This window comes from Rossellomorea sp. NRS-1567 (assembly GCF_050467885.1).
GTDB classification, from domain to species: domain Bacteria; phylum Bacillota; class Bacilli; order Bacillales; family Bacillaceae_B; genus Rossellomorea; species Rossellomorea aquimaris_C.
The window spans coordinates 18,155-35,816 of sequence record NZ_JBITPL010000018.1; the positions used below are offsets into that span (position 1 = coordinate 18,155).

The window sequence follows — 17,662 nt, forward strand, 5'->3', positions numbered from 1 at the left end:
AGACACAGCAGAGAACATCTGCTGTGTTTTTTCGTGGGTGAAATGCCAGAAATTGAACCTTGGTGTGAATTACGGATTTTCATTCATATTACCCCTTGTCCTGCATAAACTTGTACAAACACGTTAGAATTAAAGGAGTAGATGGGTGTGAATCGTAAGAGAGTGAAATTTTACATATATTATATTCTAATCCTCACTTTGCTATTTGTTTTTGTATCCAATGAAGTTCAGGCCGCACCTTCCGTTAGTTCACAGCGGGCGATTTTAATGGATCAGGAGACGGGCAGGATCCTTTATGAAAAGGATGCCCACAGTCAAAGTCGGATAGCAAGCATCACAAAAATCATGACGGCGATTCTTGCGGTTGAATCCGGAATGATGGATAAGGAAGTAACGGTATCTTCGAATGCTGCGGGCACGGAAGGCTCCTCCCTTTACCTGAAAGCGGGGGAGAAAATCAAGCTGGAAGATCTCGTTTACGGGCTTATGTTGAGATCCGGGAATGATGCGGCAGTCGCTATTGCAGAATCTGTTGGAGGAAGTCTTGACGGGTTTGCCTATATGATGAATGAAAAAGCGAATGAAATCGGAATGAAAAATACGCATTTTTCCAATCCACATGGTCTCGATGATCATGAAGACCACTATTCCACTGCTTACGATATGGCAGTTCTGACTAGATATTCAATGGAGAATGAAGTATACAAGGAGATTGCAGGGACAAAAGTGCATACAGCACCAAACCCTGAAGAAAAGTGGGACCGGAAGTGGAAGAACAAAAATAGATTATTAACAGAATTGTATAAGCATAGTACCGGTGGGAAAACGGGATATACAAAACTAGCCAAAAGAACGCTTGTGTCCACAGCTTCAAAGGACGGGGAGAACCTGATTGCCGTTACCCTTAATGGACCTGATGATTGGAATGATCATATAGGAATGTTTGAATACGGGTTTAAGCAATATGATTATAAGATCGTCCTGGAAGAAGGCACGATTGAAAGAATGGAAGACGAAATATATAAGGATCATGCCTTTCTTAAACGGGGGTCTGTCCTAACCCTTCGAGATGATGAAGTGGATGATGTGAAGGTAGAGTACAAAATGTTAAAGCCTAAAGAGGAATGGTTAAAGAATAAAAATGTACCTGAAGTAGTAGGAAAGGCTGTCGTGTATTTAGAAGACGAAGAAGTAGACACTCTTCCTATTTTCTATAAATCAACGGATGAAAAAGAAAAAGAAAAGAGCTGGTGGAAATTCTGGGCCTATTCCTTTGAGTCCTTTATAGGGGTCAGGGATCATGGTTAATCTCATTTGGGTAGGGATGACCATCATCGGTTTGGTGTTCGCCATTATCAACGGGAAGATGAAAGAAGTGAACGAAGCCATTTTCACTTCTGCAAATGAAGCCGTTACCCTCTGTATAGGGTTGGTCAGTGTATTGGTGTTTTGGTTGGGAATCATGAGGATTGCCCAGGAAGCGGGATTGCTGGATAAACTGGCCAGGCTGTTCAGGCCATTTGTCACCCGGTTGTTTCCGGAGGTACCTGATAATCATCCTGCAATGGGGTATATATTATCGAATATGATGGCCAATATGTTCGGCCTTGGTAACGCAGCAACACCTCTCGGGATCAAAGCGATGGAGCAATTGAAGGAGCTTAACGGAGGAAAAGACTATGCGAGCAGGTCGATGATTACTTTCTTAGCGATTAATACGTCAAGTCTTACCATCATTCCCACAACGGTCATTGCGATCCGGATGAAATATGATTCAGCTTCTCCAACTGAAATTGTAGGACCAACCTTAATTGCCACCATGCTATCGACCATCGGAGCCATACTGATAGACCGTTATTTTCATTACAGACGTACTCGTCGTGAGGTGAAGTAGATGCAATGGATATCCACCATTTCATTATGGTTAATCCCGATTATGATTGGCTTCATATTAATCTATGGGACCTTCAAAAAGGTACCAACGTATGAAGTGTTTGTAGATGGGGGAAAAGAAGGCATTAAAATTGCCGTATCGATCATTCCTTTTCTCATTGGAATGCTTGTTTCGATTACCATTTTTAGAGAATCAGGAGCACTTGAGTTCTTTGTGAACCTCATCCGTCCGGGATTGCTTGCACTCGGTATTCCGCCGGAGATTGTGCCACTTGCCATTATCAGACCCATTTCAGGAACAGCTGCCCTGGGTATGATGAGCGATATAGTCGCTACCCACGGACCTGATTCCTTTATCGGAAGACTTGCATCAACCTTACAGGGAAGTACTGATACCACCCTATACGTACTGACCGTCTACTTCGGGGCAGTAGGGATCCGGAAAATGGGAGACGCCCTCAAAGTTGGATTACTAGCCGACGTCGTAGGGATCGTCGCCGCCATCTTCATCGTCACGGTTATGTTTTAAGAGTGGGTTTCTATTGATAAATCACTGTATAGTTTGTTGCTATTTTTAGAGATGAAAGTAGTAGATGATTTCCGCTCCAGGTTTCCGTGGTGCTGCGGAGAGTCTCTTCAGTTTAGAACCTGGGGTCTCACCCGGTGGATTTGGGAACAAAAGAATCAAAAAATAATATTGTTATTTTTTCTGTTTTAGAATTCAATAGATTTATCATTCTCTTAACCTGCTTCTTTCTTTTCTTAACGATGAAAGTGACCTTTTCAAAATCTATTTCTTTTTAAGTTTTATGGGGATCTTATGCGTCCCTTTCAATGTCCTTTTTGGATTGTAATCCAAGGCAACTGTGAATTCGGTCATCGCAACGATGTGAAATAGCTCAGAGTGGATTGTAGCGGAAGGCACTTGACTCCTGCGGGAAATAGAGGAAAGGTCGAGACCCCACAGGGCATAAGCCCGAGGAGGCTCGAATTCCTCCCCGCGGAAAGGAAGTGCCTGGAGCGGAAAGGAACGGTCCATATTTCAACACTACCACTTATATAAAAAACAAAATCAGCGGAGCCGTTCCCCTCACCAACCAGTAAACAATAATTGAAAGAGCCCAGACAGACCATAAGTTTAAAACAACTTTTTTGTAAAAAATCTATTATAAAGGAAACAATAAGGTATAAAGAAATCGACTGAAAAGGTTGATTTTTCTTTATACCTTTCTATTTTGCCTGGATTGTGTAATAATTCATGAAGACAAATGTATTGAAAATTAAATGAGGTGAAAGACCGTGGAACGATTACAAAAGGTTATTGCTCATAGTGGCGTAGCGTCACGACGAAAAGCTGAGCAATTAATTATAGAAGGTAAAGTAAAGGTCAATGGTACAGTAGTGAAAGAATTAGGAACCAAGGTTTCTCATTCCGATAGAGTTGAAGTGACAGGGATTCAGATTGAAAGAGAAAATAAAGTATATTATATGCTCTATAAACCAAGAGGGGTCATTTCAGCTGTGACGGACGATAAAGACCGTCAAGTCGTAACGGATTTCTTCCCAGAAATACAAGAAAGAATCTATCCGGTAGGAAGACTGGACTATGAGACGTCAGGTATTCTTCTTCTAACCAATGATGGGGATTTCGCTAACTCCCTGATGCATCCAAGTAACGAAATTGAAAAGACGTATGTAGCGAGATTAAAAGGAATTCCACCAAAATTCAAAATCAGAGAACTTGAAAAAGGGGTTAAACTGGAGGACGGCATGACGGCTCCGGCAAAAGTGAAAGTTTTAAGCATTGATAAGAAACAAGGGAAATCCATCGTTGAAATTACCATTCATGAGGGCAGAAACCGCCAAGTACGCAGAATGTTCGAAGCCCTTGGATACCCGGTTCAAAAGCTGAAACGAGAAAGATATGCATTCCTTACCCTTCACGGATTGAACGCTGGAGAAGGAAGAGAGCTTACTCCACATGAAGTAAAACAGTTGAGAACACTGGCTGAAACAGGAAGTATCCGATAAAGAATAGTATGGAAAGTGTCACATATCCTTCATATAATTTACACTATCTATAAAGTGATAAATGATATAATGGGAAAGGAATTTTACCCTGAAATCCAAGGGATATTTCCCTGCTTATTATGAAGGAATGGAACATTACATTATGGCAGGGACTGGTCTCATAAGAGAATTCTTATGACATCAGGCCCTTTGCTACTGTAAAGAGAGAAAAACATTTCCATTTTTTGAGAACGATTTCAATATGGGAGGCACACGTACATGGATAAGAAAAAACGCAGATTACTCATCCGGACCATTATTCTCATTGTACTGACTTCTGCGGTTGCATATACCCTGTATGCAAACTTTACGAAGGATGAAAGAGGGAAGTTGAAGGTGGGAGATCAAGCGCCTGACTTTGTATTAGAGGACATGGAAGGGAATAAGCATCGTTTGTCCGACTATGAAGGACAAGGGGTATTCCTCAATTTCTGGGGAACATGGTGCAAACCATGTGAAAGAGAAATGCCTTACATGAATAATCAATATGCGAAATATAAAGATCAAGGTGTACAGATATTGGCTGTTAATGTGGGGGAATCGGATTTCCTTATCAATCGATTCGTATCTAAACACGGATTAGAGTTCCCTATTCTAGTAGATAAAGAAGAGGAAGTTCAAAATGCGTACGGTATTGATCCGTTACCAACGACATACCTCATCAACCCTCAAGGTGAAATCGAAAAAATCATTACAGGAACCATGTCAGAAAAAGATATCATTGAAGATCTAGAGAGCATTAAGCCTTAACTCAGCAGTTTAACTTGATATAAGGAGTTTTAACATGAAAGAGATCAAATGTGTATGCGGTCATGTAAACCCGAATGGTACCGTTCTCTGTGAATCCTGTGGACGTGCTTTAACGGATGAAGCAAAGAACGAGAAGCTTCATGACATGCGATATGAGGGTAGTGCAAGACGTTCCCAAACGTATAACAAATCGATTGTCGACAAGATTTGGAATTTCTTCTCATCTGTTAAGGTTGGAGTATGGTTAATTGTCATTACACTTATCGCCTCTGCAGTCGGCACGATTTTGCCTCAGGAACAGTATATTCCGAATGGACAGCCAGCAAATAAGTACTACGAAGATGTATATGGTTTTTTTGGAGAATTATATTATACGTTAGGGTTCCATGATTTATATAGTTCATGGTGGTATCTACTGTTAATCGCATCGATTGGGGTTTCCCTCGTGATCTGCAGTCTGGATCGGGTGATTCCCCTCTATCGTGCCCTCAAGAATCAACGTGTTTCCAGACATGCCGGTTTTCTGAAGCGTCAACGAATCTATGGGAAAACAGAAATGGTAGAGGTCAACGATTCCATTAGTAAGATTAAGGAAAAATTAACTCAAAAAAAATACAAGATCCGGGAAGAAGACGGAAACATTCTTGCAGAGAAAAATCGTTTCTCGAGATGGGGTCCATATGTCAATCATATCGGTCTTATCATTTTCCTTTTCGGGGGCATGCTGCGATTCGTTCCCGGAATGTATATTGATGAAACCGTGTGGATCCGTGAAGGTGAAACAAGGGCGGTTCCTGGTACGAAACAAGAATATTACTTAGAAAATAAAGGGTTTACGTTAGAGACATACGACAAAGATAAAGATAAAGAAGTATTTGGGGAAGCCATTGATAAGAATGGGACCATCGCAAAGAATTTCCAGTCTGACGTGGTACTGTATAAAGAATCCGGAGATAAACTTCCAGGACAAACGGCAGACCGGGAAGTGGAAAAAGAGGATTCCATTAAAGTGAACCACCCCCTTAAATTTGGGAATTTCGCTGTATATCAAACCAGTTACAAGTTAGACGAATTTAAATCAATGTCCTTTACATTTGATAATAAAGAGTCAGGGGACAGCTTCGGCAAATTTACCGTCGATCTATTTGACCCTCAAGATACCTATGCATTTGAAGAAGGTTATAAAGTAGAATTGATGGGATATTATCCTGATTTCTCTGGATTTAATGAACAAGGAGAGCCACAAACCAAGTCGCCTTTACCAAATAATCCTGCATTCCTATTCAAGCTGTTCTCGCCTGAAAAGCCCGATGGTGAAGTGAGCTTTGTAGGAATTCAGCAAAATTTGGAACCGCTTGGTGACAATGAATATAAATTGTCATTTGCAGGTGTGAAAACAAGAGATGTATCTGCTTTAACCGTTCATAAGGATCTCACTCTTTGGATCATAGCCGTTGGAGGAGCCATCTTTATGATAGGTGTCGTACAAGGTGCTTATTGGCACCATCGAAGAATCTGGATCAGGCGAAGTGAAGATGGAGTCATCGTAGCCGGTCATACGAATAAAAACTGGCATGGATTAAAAAATGAAATCAGCTTCGTTTTGGAAGGTACCGGAATACAGGAACCTGAAGATCAACAACAAAAAGACGAAGCAAGGAGGAATGAAGATGTCAACGATAACAATGGCAGAGTGGAGTAGTAATTTACTCTATGTATCCTTCATGATGTATTTGATTGCTACGTTGTTTTTTGGAGGAAGCATCCGCCAAAAAAATACAACTGAAACGAATCAGCAAAAGTGGGGATTCATTGGAATTGTTTTAACCCTTATCGGATTTGCCGCTCAATTAGGCTACTTCTTTTTAAGATGGGGGGCAGCTGGACACGCTCCGGTAAGTAATTTATTTGAATTTACAACCTTTTTTGGAATGATGCTTGTCGGGGCCTTTATCATTCTTTACTTTATGTATAAAACAACGATACTGGGTGTCATTGCATTACCATTTGCGCTTTTGGTGATCGCCTATGCCAGTATGTTTCCTAAAGATATTAGTCCATTGATCCCTGCTCTTCAAAGTGATTGGTTGAAAATCCACGTCACAACGGTTTCAGCCGGGGAAGCGATCTTATCCATCAGTTTTGTGGCAGGGTTGATCTACTTATTGAAATCAGTGAAACATACAAAAGGAAGCAAGCAATCGTTTTGGCTTGAAACCGTCATGTATTCTTTAGTTATCGTATTTGGGTTTGTAGTTGCATCAACTGCTTTTACCCTGGGAAATTACGAAGCGAATTTTCAATATGTCGATCAAGAAGGGGCCGAAGCGATTTCTGAATATACACTCCCGGCCCTTGTCGGACCGAATGAAGGCCAACTATTAACTGACAAGGTAATGGAGCCGCTGGTGGAAATGCCAGCCCTTATTAACGCTAAGAAACTTAATACCGTTATTTGGTCGTTTCTGATTGGAACTGGAATTTATCTTCTATTACGCTTAATCTTCAGAAAGCGAATAGCTGCAAAATTACAGCCATTGGTGAAAAATGTAAATCTGGACCTGATGGATGAAATCGGTTATCGCTCAGTATTAATCGGCTTTCCAGTCTTTACACTGGGAGGGCTCATCTTCGCCATGATCTGGGCTCAAATTGCCTGGACTCGATTCTGGGGATGGGATCCCAAAGAAGTATGGGCTTTAATTACATTCTTATTCTATGCAGCATTTCTGCATCTACGCCTCTCTAAAGGATGGCACGGTGAGAAATCTGCATGGTTAGCCGTCATCGGGGTGGCCATTATTCTATTCAACCTGGTGGCTGTTAACCTCATTATCGCAGGACTACATTCATACGCTTAAATAACGATCGGGAGGGAGCTGGCTATAACGAGAGTGATATTCTCTTTGAGTCAGCTTCTTTTTTCATATAGAATATAGGATAATATGGTTTAATTAGACAAAAGGGGGATGTACCCATGGAGGAAAATATTCGAATTTTAGTTGTAGATGATGAAGACCGGATTCGCAAACTGTTAAAAATGTATCTTGAAAGAGAAAACTATGAAATTGATGAAGCCGAAAATGGAGAGGAAGCATTAGCGCTCGCTCTTGAGAATAATTACGACTGTATCTTACTGGATATCATGATGCCGGGGATGGATGGGATCGAAGTATGTAAATACCTTCGTGAAAAGAAAGCGACGCCCGTGATCATGCTTACTGCTAAAGGAGAAGAAGTGAACAGGGTGCAAGGGTTCGAAGTGGGAACCGATGATTACATAGTGAAACCTTTTTCCCCTCGCGAAGTGGTACTGAGAGTGAAGGCGTTATTAAGACGTTCTTCAAAGACAAGCTTTATTCAAACAGACTCCAAGGCGAAGGACCTGATTGTCTATCCTCATCTTACGATCGATAATGATGCCCATCGGGTAACCGCTGACGGTAAAGATGTGAACTTAACACCAAAAGAATACGAGCTGCTATATTTCCTTGCAAAAGCTCCTGACAAAGTGTTTGACCGTGAGCACCTACTTAAAGAAGTGTGGCATTATGAATTCTTCGGGGACCTGCGTACGGTCGATACCCATGTGAAACGATTAAGAGAAAAACTGAATAAAGTATCCGAGATGGCTGCAAAAATGATTGTTACCGTATGGGGAGTAGGCTACAAGTTCGAGGTAACAAATGAATGAGGCTATGGCGTAGTGTTGTAGGGAAGCTGTGGCTAACGATTCTGCTCTTAGTTTCCTTTGTGTTATTTATCCTTACGATTCTTTTACTGGAATTCTTTCAAAACTATCACGTCGATGTGGTTGAAAAAGAATTAACCCAAACAGCTGAAAAAGTGGCGAGAGTCATTGAGAATCATAAAGACTTGGAGCTGGGGATGGAACTGGGGAAAGAAATCATCGATGACCCAGTCAATATCATTATTTCATTAGATCAAAATGAATCACTTTATTCCCAGGATTCTACAGCGTTTCAAAAGAATATTCATGAGTACATTTCAGAAGATAAAGAACTTCAATCGGTGAAAACAAAAGAAATCACCATCAAGAAAGAGATTGAATTATCCACGGAAATGTCGTCGAACCGATATGAAAATGTCATCATTGTAGGAACTCCTCTTCATATCGATGAAGAAGATGGAGCGGTATATCTCTATCAGTCTCTTGGCGTTATTAAAGATACAACCCGTCAAACAACGAAACTGATCTTGCTTGCTGCCGGGATTGCCATTATTTTAACAACCATCTTTGCTTTCTTCCTTTCCACCCGTATCACTGCACCACTAAGGAAGATGCGGGAAGCGGCCTTTGAGGTAGCAAAGGGTAAGTTTGATACAAAGGTTCCGATTTTGACGAAGGATGAAATCGGTGAACTTGCAACAGGATTTAACCAAATGGGCAGACAGCTAAAGTTTCACATTAACGCATTGAGCCAGGAGAAGGAGCAGCTCTCCTCTATTTTGAGCAGTATGGCTGATGGAGTCATCACCTTTAATCGGGACGGCACGATCTTGATCACTAATCCACCTGCCGATCGATTCCTGCAGCATTGGTATTATGAGCAAAGTGAAAACAGTGAGGAAGCCATCCCTACTACTGTAAAAGAATTATTGCAGAGCGTGGTCGTGACAGAAATGGAGCAGACAGGTGAATTGAGTCTGCAGGGGCGTTCGTATGTGGTGATTATCAGTCCTCTATACAATAACAACAACATCAGGGGAGCCGTGGCGGTCGTGCGTGATATGACAGAAGAGAGAAGGTTGGATAAGCTTCGGAAAGACTTTATCGCCAATGTCTCTCATGAACTCCGTACCCCAATCTCAATGCTTCAAGGATATAGTGAAGCGATCGTTGATGATATTGCTGAAACAGAAGAAGAAAAGAAAGAAATAGCCCGCATTATTTATGATGAGTCATTGCGAATGGGGCGTCTGGTCAATGACCTTCTGGATTTGGCCCGTATGGAAGCAGGGCATATCACACTAAATAAAGACGTCATTGGTGTCATGCCTTTCACCGAAAGAGTGACGAATAAATTTATTGGACTGGCCAAAGAAAAAAAGGTCTCCGTTTATTTTGAAAGCGATGTAGGAATCAAAAATGAAATTCACATGGATCCGGACCGAATCGAACAAGTATTAACCAATCTTATCGATAATGCGTTAAGACATACTCCTACAGGTGGAGAAGTAACGGTTTCCCTGACGGAAAGCAAGGGCGGTTATTTATTCCACGTAAAAGACACGGGTTCCGGGATTCCTGAAGAAGATCTTCCTTTCGTATTCGAGCGCTTCTATAAAGCGGATAAAGCCAGAACAAGAGGGAAGTCCGGTACGGGTCTGGGGCTCGCGATCGCAAAGAACATCATTGAGTCCCATAAAGGTCATATCCAGGTTCAAAGTAAAGTCGATCAAGGGACAACCTTCACTTTCTTTCTTCCCATTTAGCCAAGAATCGATGTTATCCATAGAAACTTGACGATTTTTCTTGTTACATGGGAAACATTCTTTATTTTTCTCTGCAAGTAGAAAATGATGTTGAAAAAATGATGAGAATAAAGGGAAATATGAGAAGTCAACAGGGGATAAGTACCTTGTTGACTTTTAATTTGAGGTAAAACCTATATTAAATATAAGTCTTTCTTTTTTACCAGAAAAATACTATATTGATAGTGTGTAACTTTTTTATAGGAAAAACGACTAATAAATTGACGGGGAGGGAAGCAAGTGGACTCCGTTTTTGAGAAACTATACACTGATTATCATCAGGACGTCTTTCAATTCCTCATATACATGGTACAGAATAAGCAGCAGGCTGAAGATCTGGTGCAGGAAGTATATATCCGGGTGCTTAAATCGCATGATCGTTTTGAGGGTAAAAGCTCTGAAAGAACGTGGCTTTTTTCGATTGCGAAAAATGTAGCCATAGATCATTTTAGAAAACAAAAGAACTGGAAGAATCGGATATTGGATAAATTCGATTGGAGCCGGAATGATGTGACAGACGATAGAGCACTCCCGGAAGAAATTACTGTTGCGAAGGAAGAAGTACAGGTATCATACGAATGTTTGAAAAGCTGTTCGACGGATTATCGAATGGTCATTATTATGCGTTACTTACAAGAGCTTTCAATTGTTGAAACATCTGAAGTCCTGGGCTGGTCTGAAAGTAAAGTGAAAACGACCCAGCATAGAGCCATAAAGTGGTTAAGAATTGAAATGAATCAACGGCTACCAAAGGAGGAAAGAGACATTGAAGCAGTCAGAATGGAAAGATCGTGATATAGAGGACCTCGTCAAAAGGCTTCCTCAAATCAAAGATGATCGAACTCCTCAATCAATATACGCAAAAATGGAACGTAAGAACAAAAAGACGTTCATTGCCTTTAACCGTTTTATTCCCACAGTCGCAGCGCTGGCAGCCATTTTCATCATGGTCATGCTTGCTCCAACCGTATTAAATCAATTCAATGAAAATAGTATGGAAAAATCAGAAATGAAATCAACGGAATCATCCGGTGGGGATTCAGCAACGAATTCTGCACAAGATTCCTTGGCGAAATCAGATGATAAATCAGAAATGATATATGACACCGATAAAGACCAAATGACAGCCGACAAGGATCATAGCGAGTTAAGTATGGCTGAGACTGAAAAAGATCTTCAACCAACTACGGCAGAAAGATTATCTTTATATGAAGAAGACTTAGAAGGGCAGGACTACTATTCTTATGGACTCGTTTCCCCGGAAGCGGTACCTGTTCCTATTTCAATTGTCGATCGCCCGGAAAACGGGGAGGAAGACTGGTTGACCCGTCATGAAGAAATTGCAGGTGAGTTACCTGAAGGCGAGTGGGGGATGGAAGACTTCCTCCCGTTAAAAGGCAAATTTACCTTGGGTGAAAACAAAGTCATTTTCACTTTGGATCCTGAGCATTCATATAGTGGCGCTAGTGCAGTGGAATACGCTTTTTACCATTCTCTATTATACTCATTTCAACATAAGGGGTTAAATGAAGTGGTTCTTCAAGAACAAGACGGATCCGTTCCGGAATTCAGTTCCACCGGGGAATTCTCAAAAATCGACCTTAATGAAGATGTTCATACGGCCTATTACCTATACTCTCCAAATGGAAGGGAACGCTTTCTCGTACCGGATAATATAAATAGAGGAAATGTCAAAGAGTCCATCCAGGCAATGAAAAGCTCAGAAACGGGCCTTTTCCAAAGTGTGATTCCGAAAAATATCAATATCAGTGTAACGGAATCAGATGAATATCTAACCATCAATTTCTTAAATGAACTGGACATAGAAACATTAGGCAATGAAACAGCCATGGAAATGATTGAAGGCATTTTATTGACAAGCAAAAGCTCAGGGTACGAAAGAGTTCAATTCGAAAACATTAAACAAGAAAGCTGGAATGGATTCAAGTTCAACGAACCCATTGAGACTCCGATCAGCCCGAATAAGAAAACGTTCGAAAATTAGTTATCACAGAAGACTGGAAGCGGGAAAGAAATCCGTTTCCGGTCTTTTTTTATGTTAAGGGGATGTTCGTCTTATGCTTGTCGGGGCTGAACGAGCCGCCTCCGCTTTTGGGTGTCGTCCAGCTCCGGCGGCTAGAGGCTCGAGGTCATAAGCCAGGACTACCAAAAAGGCAAAGAACGTCTTTCCGGTAGTCCCGTCTTATGCTTGTCGCCTCTAATCAAGCCGCATCCGCTTTTGGGTGTATATTTATCTCATACTTAGACAAACTACTCAAAGGAAAATTATCTCATGAGAAATATCTCATTCACTCGTGAATATTGATTGGAGGGTTTACATATAGTGGGAAGTGCATGAAATGATGGTGAGAAGGTAAGAATGGGTTAATAGATGAAAAGGTAGCGGAAGTGAAGCTTCAGTAGGGAAGAAATAAGGTATTGCGTTAAATGGGTAAGGAGGACAAGCATGATTTTGGATTATGTAAGAAGGCTTTTGATCGTATTCTTGTTAGCATTGTGTGTGAGCATTATGTTCTTTACAGGAAAGATAGCGAAAGCAGAGACGAATAAGATCACGGAGGAAACGGTATCCTGGACATTTCCTGTTGAAGGGATGATAACGGATTCGTATGGGACAAGGTCTGGTACTCATAAAGGAATGGACATTGGAGGAGACATCGGCTCACCGGTTTATTCTGTTGCAAAAGGTAAGGTGATTAGATCATACCTATCTCCAAGCTATGGACATGTTGTATTCATAAGGCATGAAAATGGATATGAAACCGTATATGCTCATCTTGAAAGCCGGCTTGTTGAAGAGAATCAAGAAGTGGGTCAAGGTCAACAGCTTGGAAATTTAGGAAATACAGGCAGATCGACAGGAGCTCACCTGCATTTTGAGGTGCACAGGGGTGAATGGACGATTGACAAGGAGAATGCAATCGATCCCTATATGGTATTTGGACAAGGGGAGGTCGGCCAGCTTGTGTTTGCTCAGGAGAGGGATCCTTATCAGGCAGTGGGTGTTTCTGGAACAGCTGAAATCACTCATGATGTAAGCACGAAAGAAGTTCATATTAATGAAAACATGGTATATCATGTCGTACATAAAGGAGAAACCCTCTGGGGGATTTCTCAGCAATACAATATATCTGTAGAGGATATTAAGAGTGCCAATGGGTTAATTGAAACCAATTTGGTAGTGAATCAATCGTTAGCCATTCCTCAATCAGCCGGAAGTGGGTATGTAGTGAAACAAGGGGACACTTTATACTCCATTTCAGTGGCAGAGGGAGTGGATGTGAATGACTTGATGGCTTGGAATGGCCTGGATCTTAAGTCACCAATATATCCTCAACAAGTTTTAAATATCCAATAACGGAAGTGTAAACCTAAGAAGTACCATGTGTAAACAAAAAAATATTTCGAATTCGAACTGTTTTCCTTCACATAATCCCCATCATTATGTATAATGAAAATGTATAAAAAAATAAAGATTCGTCTTCGGGGCAGGGTGAAATTCCCTACCGGCGGTGATGAGACATTTGTCTCTAAGCCCGCGAGCCTTTAGGGGCAGGATTTGGTGCGATTCCAAAGCCGACAGTATAGTCTGGATGGGAGAAGATGAAGGTTTATGCCAGAACGTTTAGAAAAAGGGAAGCTAAACGTTTATTCGGGTATGCCTTATCATTCTCCTAGATACACGTATCTAGGGGTTTTTTAATGCTACCTTTGGCTAGAGCTATCTTCGATTTGAGATGAATCTCCTAAAGGAGAGAGGTTTATGAGAAAAATGAATACACGCATGTTTGTAACGGTTGGTATGTTAAGTGCCATATCCTATGTGTTAATGCTTTTTAACTTCCCGATTCCACCATTTCCAAAGTTTTTAATGGTAGATTTCAGTGATGTACCTGCATTGATTGCGACAGTAACATTAGGTCCTTTGGCAGGAATATTAGTTGAATTATTCAAGAACGTGATTGACTACATCATGACAGGAAGCGATACCGGCGTTCCGATTGGTCATGTTGCAAATTTTATGGCGGGAGTGCTTTTGATTCTTCCGACATATTATATTTATACACGTCTTCAATCTAAAAAAGGGTTGTTGATCGGACTTATCACAGGAACTGTGGTCATGAGTATCAGTATGGGAATTCTTAATTATTTTGTGTTCCTTCCTGCTTATAAATACTTCATGAATTTTGAGCTTCCTGCGGAGATTATCATCACAGGAATTGTTCCTTTCAACATTTTAAAAGGAATTCTTGTAACATCAGTCTTTATCTTACTATTCGTTCGTCTTCAAGGCTGGTTATCAAGACAGACAGCCCTGAACAAAGCGGCATAGTGCAAATATAAATGATCAACCCCTCAATTACATTTGAGGGGTTTTCTAATGTTATCAGCCAAAAAGAAAAAGCTAAGAGGAATTCCCCTTAGCTTCGGAACTACTATTCAAATTTAAGTGAATCTCCATCGAACGGCTCGTCAGCTACTTTAATGGAATCTGTAGGACAACCTTCGAATGCATCAATCATATCATCTTCTAATACGTCAGGAACTTCGACCGTCCCCTGGTTATCGTCTAATGTTACAAATGCAATACCTTCATCATCATAGTCGTAAATATCTGGAGCAGCAGCCCCGCACGCTCCACATGCAATGCATGTATCCTTGTCGACAATCGTATATTTTGGCAAAGAAAAAACCTCCCGGGTAAATAATTCTATATAATTCATCATTATACACAATGTAAGTTTGTGAAAAATCACTTAATGTTTATTTTATAGAGGATTGTATAACTTTTCAATAGTTAGGTTGTTTCTTTTTATTTTTATCCTATATATGAAAAACAAAACATGGTTAAACAACAAATTCATGGTACAATATTTGACAATAACCTACACGTTAAGGAGTAGAGAATTGACCTATCTTAATTATGTGATTTTATATTGCTTCATGCAAATAAATGGAGAAAGATCGATTTACTCTGTTTTTCATATCTTAAAAGGAAAAAAATCTTCCCAGTCGATTCAGGATGCTCACATCTTTTATTTGCAGCCGTTTTTCCTCTCTTTACCTAAGCTTAAGCGAGCGTACTTTAATCAGAAGGTAAAGGAATTAGAGAAATTGGGGTATGTCATTGTCGATGAAAGTGGGAAAGCGATTGTGACCACTGGTGGTACTGATTCTGTAAAAAAAGATTTTCAGGGTGACTCCTTTCCATCAAATATGAATGGTCTCGTCTACGGTGATCAAACGTTTCTGTTTTGGAAAAGATTAAGCCTCCTTGTTCAGGTTCTATCAAACGGGAAACAGCAGGAAACGCTCTATTTTCCTGTACAACGTAACAAAAACATACAAGAGTGGGTAAAGAGCTGTTTACGGGCGACCCCTAATGTTGAAAAATTGTCTTCCGATTTATATAAGGAGATGTATAGCCTGTTGACCAGTCTATCTCAAACCTTAAATCCAGACATTCTCGTTTTCCGCTTAACGGGATACAAGGATTATGGATGGACAGAATTGCAGGTTGCTGAAAAATTGAATATGCATGAAGAAGAATTCCGCTTTCAGTTTCTTAATGTAATTCACGGTATATTATCTGAATTAGAAAGGGAGCCTTCAACTTATCCCTTATTATACTCAATTAGCTTAAAAAGTGATCAGCTGCAAAATCTGACCATTTCAACAAGCAAAACATATGAGTTGTATCAAAGGGGGCATTCAATCGAAGAAATTGCGCGTATACGTGATTTAAAGATAAATACCATTGAAGATCATGTGATTGAACTAATCTTAACTAAGAAAGAATTTGCAATAGATCCGTTCATTTCTCAGGTGGAATATGAGAATGTGCTTTCAGTTATGAAAGACGCTCAAACTAAAAGGCTAAAGCCGATAAAAGAAAAGCTTCCTCATTTATCTTATTTTCAAATCAGAGTAGCGATTGCGAAGGCAGGTGAGAACCGTGAATTTGCAACAAGAGCTTAAAGAAAGATTTGGCTATTCTTCCTTCAGAGAAGGACAGGAGGAAATCATTCAATCCGTTCTAAATCAACGGGATACGGTGGCGATGCTCCCGACAGGAACCGGTAAGTCGCTGTGCTATCAATTACCCGGGTATCTAAAGAAAGGACAAGTGTTAATCGTTTCTCCACTTCTCTCTTTAATGCAGGATCAAGTGGAGCAGATGAAAGTAATGGGTGAAAAACGGGTGATCGCACTGAATTCGTTTTTACCTTATATGGAGAGAAGAGCAGCACTTGAGCAATTAAACGTTTATAAATTTATATTCATATCACCGGAAATGTTAATGAGTCCGACCATCATTCCCTTACTACAATCTTTAAACATTTCTTTATTCGTCATTGATGAAGCACATTGTATATCTCAGTGGGGTCCTGACTTTAGACCTGATTACTTAAAACTGGGGGAGCTTAAAGAGTCGATTGGCAATCCGACAACCTTGGCATTAACGGCGACTGCCACTGATGAAGTGAGGAAAGACATTAAACGAGTGCTCCAAATGGAAGATGCTGTGGAAAAAGTCTATTCAATTGACCGGGAAAATATCGGTCTGTTCGTTGAGAAAGTCACGAATCATAGTGAGAAACTGGATAAGCTTTTAAAGTATCTGACAACATGGGGTGGGCCGGGCATTATCTATTTCTCAAGTAAACGAATGGCAGAAGACGTTTCTTTGTGGCTTGGGGAAAATGGTGTATCAGGTGTTGCTCATTATCATGGGGGAATGGAACAAGAGGATCGGATATTGATTCAACAACAATTTCTATCCAACAAGCTAAGGATCATATGTGCCACTTCTGCATTTGGTATGGGTGTAAACAAAGAAAATATTCGATTTGTCATTCATTTTCATTTCTCTTCAAATATAGAAGCGTTTTTACAAGAAATCGGAAGAGCGGGACGAGATGGAGAAAGCAGTCTGTCTGTCGTGCTATACTCTGAACAAGACCTTTCGATCCCACTGCAGCTTATTCAAAGTGAATTACCTGAGGATGTACAAATACAAAGATATGTTAAGGAAAGCAGACAGAATCAGGCGAAGGAGATAATCGATTTGCTGCAACTGTCGGAGATTCAATATCGGTTTCTTACGTATTATTCAGATGAGCTTACTCAAGGGCAGACACTCAGTCATGATAGATTAATAGAAAAAATGAAACAAATTCGAAACAATCGTTTACAATACAAGAAGGACAAACTGCTCTCCATGATCGAGTGGTTACAGGTTGATTCCTGTAGAAGAGAGAAGCTCCTTCATTATTTTGATGAAGTGCTTCAAAAGGAGAATAGCTACTGTTGTGATCAATGCGGTTATTCCCTTAAGGATTTCAAGTGCCGGCCAACTGACATTCAAGACCCGATTGAAACAAGATGGGAAAAAAGGTTGGAAAAATTATTATTAGGATAAGTGGTATTC

At 40.5% G+C, this 17,662-nt stretch carries 16 protein-coding genes and 1 riboswitch; of the genes, 15 read left to right on the forward strand and 1 reads right to left on the reverse strand.

All coding sequences use genetic code 11. The annotated features are described in order from the left end of the window. The first annotated feature begins 141 nt into the window (after positions 1-141). From ACIFOD_RS13495 to ACIFOD_RS13555, 13 genes are all read left to right on the forward strand, one after another. Positions 142-1,308, forward strand: coding sequence for a D-alanyl-D-alanine carboxypeptidase family protein (locus ACIFOD_RS13495; RefSeq protein WP_430315094.1), 1,167 nt, complete (start codon positions 142-144; stop codon positions 1,306-1,308). Further along, a complete protein-coding gene (locus ACIFOD_RS13500; protein ID WP_113967626.1) occupies positions 1,301-1,894 on the forward strand; it encodes a nucleoside recognition domain-containing protein in 594 nt (197 codons plus the stop codon). The genes ACIFOD_RS13495 and ACIFOD_RS13500 overlap by 8 nt, the downstream gene beginning before the upstream one ends. Then, positions 1,895-2,422, forward strand: a complete 528-nt coding sequence (locus ACIFOD_RS13505) for a spore maturation protein (RefSeq protein ID WP_430315095.1) — start codon at positions 1,895-1,897, stop codon at positions 2,420-2,422. A 770-nt stretch (positions 2,423-3,192) separates the two neighbouring features. Then, positions 3,193-3,924, forward strand: coding sequence for a pseudouridine synthase (locus ACIFOD_RS13510; RefSeq protein ID WP_397553494.1), 732 nt, complete (start codon positions 3,193-3,195; stop codon positions 3,922-3,924). A gap of 258 nt (positions 3,925-4,182) precedes the next feature. Further along, on the forward strand, positions 4,183-4,713 hold the full coding sequence (gene resA / locus ACIFOD_RS13515) for a thiol-disulfide oxidoreductase ResA (RefSeq protein ID WP_397553583.1): 531 nt from the start codon (positions 4,183-4,185) through the stop codon (positions 4,711-4,713). 34 nt (positions 4,714-4,747) lie between these two features. Continuing rightward, the gene (gene resB, locus ACIFOD_RS13520; protein WP_430315096.1) at positions 4,748-6,415 is read left to right on the forward strand and encodes a cytochrome c biogenesis protein ResB; all 1,668 of its coding nucleotides are present in this window, start codon (positions 4,748-4,750) and stop codon (positions 6,413-6,415) included. After that, on the forward strand, positions 6,399-7,574 hold the full coding sequence (ccsB, locus tag ACIFOD_RS13525) for a c-type cytochrome biogenesis protein CcsB (RefSeq protein WP_397553584.1): 1,176 nt from the start codon (positions 6,399-6,401) through the stop codon (positions 7,572-7,574). The genes resB and ccsB overlap by 17 nt, the downstream gene beginning before the upstream one ends. 116 nt (positions 7,575-7,690) lie before the next feature. Further along, positions 7,691-8,407, forward strand: a complete 717-nt coding sequence (locus tag ACIFOD_RS13530) for a response regulator transcription factor (protein ID WP_397553496.1) — start codon at positions 7,691-7,693, stop codon at positions 8,405-8,407. Continuing rightward, the gene (locus ACIFOD_RS13535; protein WP_397553497.1) at positions 8,404-10,170 is read left to right on the forward strand and encodes an ATP-binding protein; all 1,767 of its coding nucleotides are present in this window, start codon (positions 8,404-8,406) and stop codon (positions 10,168-10,170) included. The genes ACIFOD_RS13530 and ACIFOD_RS13535 overlap by 4 nt, the downstream gene beginning before the upstream one ends. A gap of 279 nt (positions 10,171-10,449) precedes the next feature. Then, positions 10,450-11,004: an RNA polymerase sigma factor SigX gene (sigX, locus tag ACIFOD_RS13540; RefSeq protein ID WP_430315097.1), complete on the forward strand. Its 555-nt coding sequence runs from the start codon at positions 10,450-10,452 to the stop codon at positions 11,002-11,004. Then, a complete protein-coding gene (locus ACIFOD_RS13545; RefSeq protein WP_430315098.1) occupies positions 10,976-12,214 on the forward strand; it encodes a hypothetical protein in 1,239 nt (412 codons plus the stop codon). The genes sigX and ACIFOD_RS13545 overlap by 29 nt, the downstream gene beginning before the upstream one ends. Positions 12,215-12,676: 462 nt before the next feature. Next, complete coding sequence (locus tag ACIFOD_RS13550) at positions 12,677-13,588, forward strand: peptidoglycan DD-metalloendopeptidase family protein (RefSeq protein WP_430315099.1); 912 nt, start codon at positions 12,677-12,679, stop codon at positions 13,586-13,588. A gap of 117 nt (positions 13,589-13,705) precedes the next feature. Continuing rightward, positions 13,706-13,839, forward strand: a riboswitch (FMN riboswitch). 154 nt (positions 13,840-13,993) lie between these two features. After that, on the forward strand, positions 13,994-14,563 hold the full coding sequence (locus ACIFOD_RS13555) for an ECF transporter S component (protein WP_430315100.1): 570 nt from the start codon (positions 13,994-13,996) through the stop codon (positions 14,561-14,563). A gap of 103 nt (positions 14,564-14,666) precedes the next feature. Here ACIFOD_RS13555 and ACIFOD_RS13560 read toward each other — a convergent pair whose 3' ends face one another. Next, positions 14,667-14,915 carry a ferredoxin gene (locus tag ACIFOD_RS13560; protein ID WP_113967637.1) on the reverse strand — a complete coding sequence of 83 codons (249 nt, stop codon included), beginning with the start codon at positions 14,913-14,915 and terminating at the stop codon, positions 14,667-14,669. A gap of 223 nt (positions 14,916-15,138) precedes the next feature. Between ACIFOD_RS13560 and ACIFOD_RS13565 the strand changes: the two genes are divergently transcribed. Both ACIFOD_RS13565 and ACIFOD_RS13570 read left to right on the forward strand, forming a co-directional pair. Next, on the forward strand, positions 15,139-16,209 hold the full coding sequence (locus ACIFOD_RS13565; protein WP_430315101.1) for a helix-turn-helix domain-containing protein: 1,071 nt from the start codon (positions 15,139-15,141) through the stop codon (positions 16,207-16,209). Beyond that, positions 16,187-17,653, forward strand: coding sequence for a RecQ family ATP-dependent DNA helicase (locus tag ACIFOD_RS13570; protein WP_430315102.1), 1,467 nt, complete (start codon positions 16,187-16,189; stop codon positions 17,651-17,653). The genes ACIFOD_RS13565 and ACIFOD_RS13570 overlap by 23 nt, the downstream gene beginning before the upstream one ends. The last annotated feature ends 9 nt before the right edge of the window (positions 17,654-17,662 follow it).

What these genes read in the sequence shown, in the direction of transcription:
- ACIFOD_RS13555 (WP_430315100.1), top strand. Translation starts at nt 13,994, where the DNA reads ATGAGAAAAATGAATACACGCATGTTTGTAACGGTTGGTATGTTAAGT.
- resA (WP_397553583.1), top strand. Translation starts at nt 4,183, where the DNA reads ATGGATAAGAAAAAACGCAGATTACTCATCCGGACCATTATTCTCATT.
- ccsB (WP_397553584.1), top strand. Translation starts at nt 6,399, where the DNA reads ATGGCAGAGTGGAGTAGTAATTTACTCTATGTATCCTTCATGATGTAT.
- resB (WP_430315096.1), top strand. Translation starts at nt 4,748, where the DNA reads ATGAAAGAGATCAAATGTGTATGCGGTCATGTAAACCCGAATGGTACC.
- ACIFOD_RS13530 (WP_397553496.1), top strand. Translation starts at nt 7,691, where the DNA reads ATGGAGGAAAATATTCGAATTTTAGTTGTAGATGATGAAGACCGGATT.
- ACIFOD_RS13505 (WP_430315095.1), top strand. Translation starts at nt 1,895, where the DNA reads ATGCAATGGATATCCACCATTTCATTATGGTTAATCCCGATTATGATT.
- ACIFOD_RS13495 (WP_430315094.1), top strand. Translation starts at nt 142, where the DNA reads ATGGGTGTGAATCGTAAGAGAGTGAAATTTTACATATATTATATTCTA.
- ACIFOD_RS13535 (WP_397553497.1), top strand. Translation starts at nt 8,404, where the DNA reads ATGAGGCTATGGCGTAGTGTTGTAGGGAAGCTGTGGCTAACGATTCTG.
- ACIFOD_RS13550 (WP_430315099.1), top strand. Translation starts at nt 12,677, where the DNA reads ATGATTTTGGATTATGTAAGAAGGCTTTTGATCGTATTCTTGTTAGCA.
- ACIFOD_RS13500 (WP_113967626.1), top strand. Translation starts at nt 1,301, where the DNA reads ATGGTTAATCTCATTTGGGTAGGGATGACCATCATCGGTTTGGTGTTC.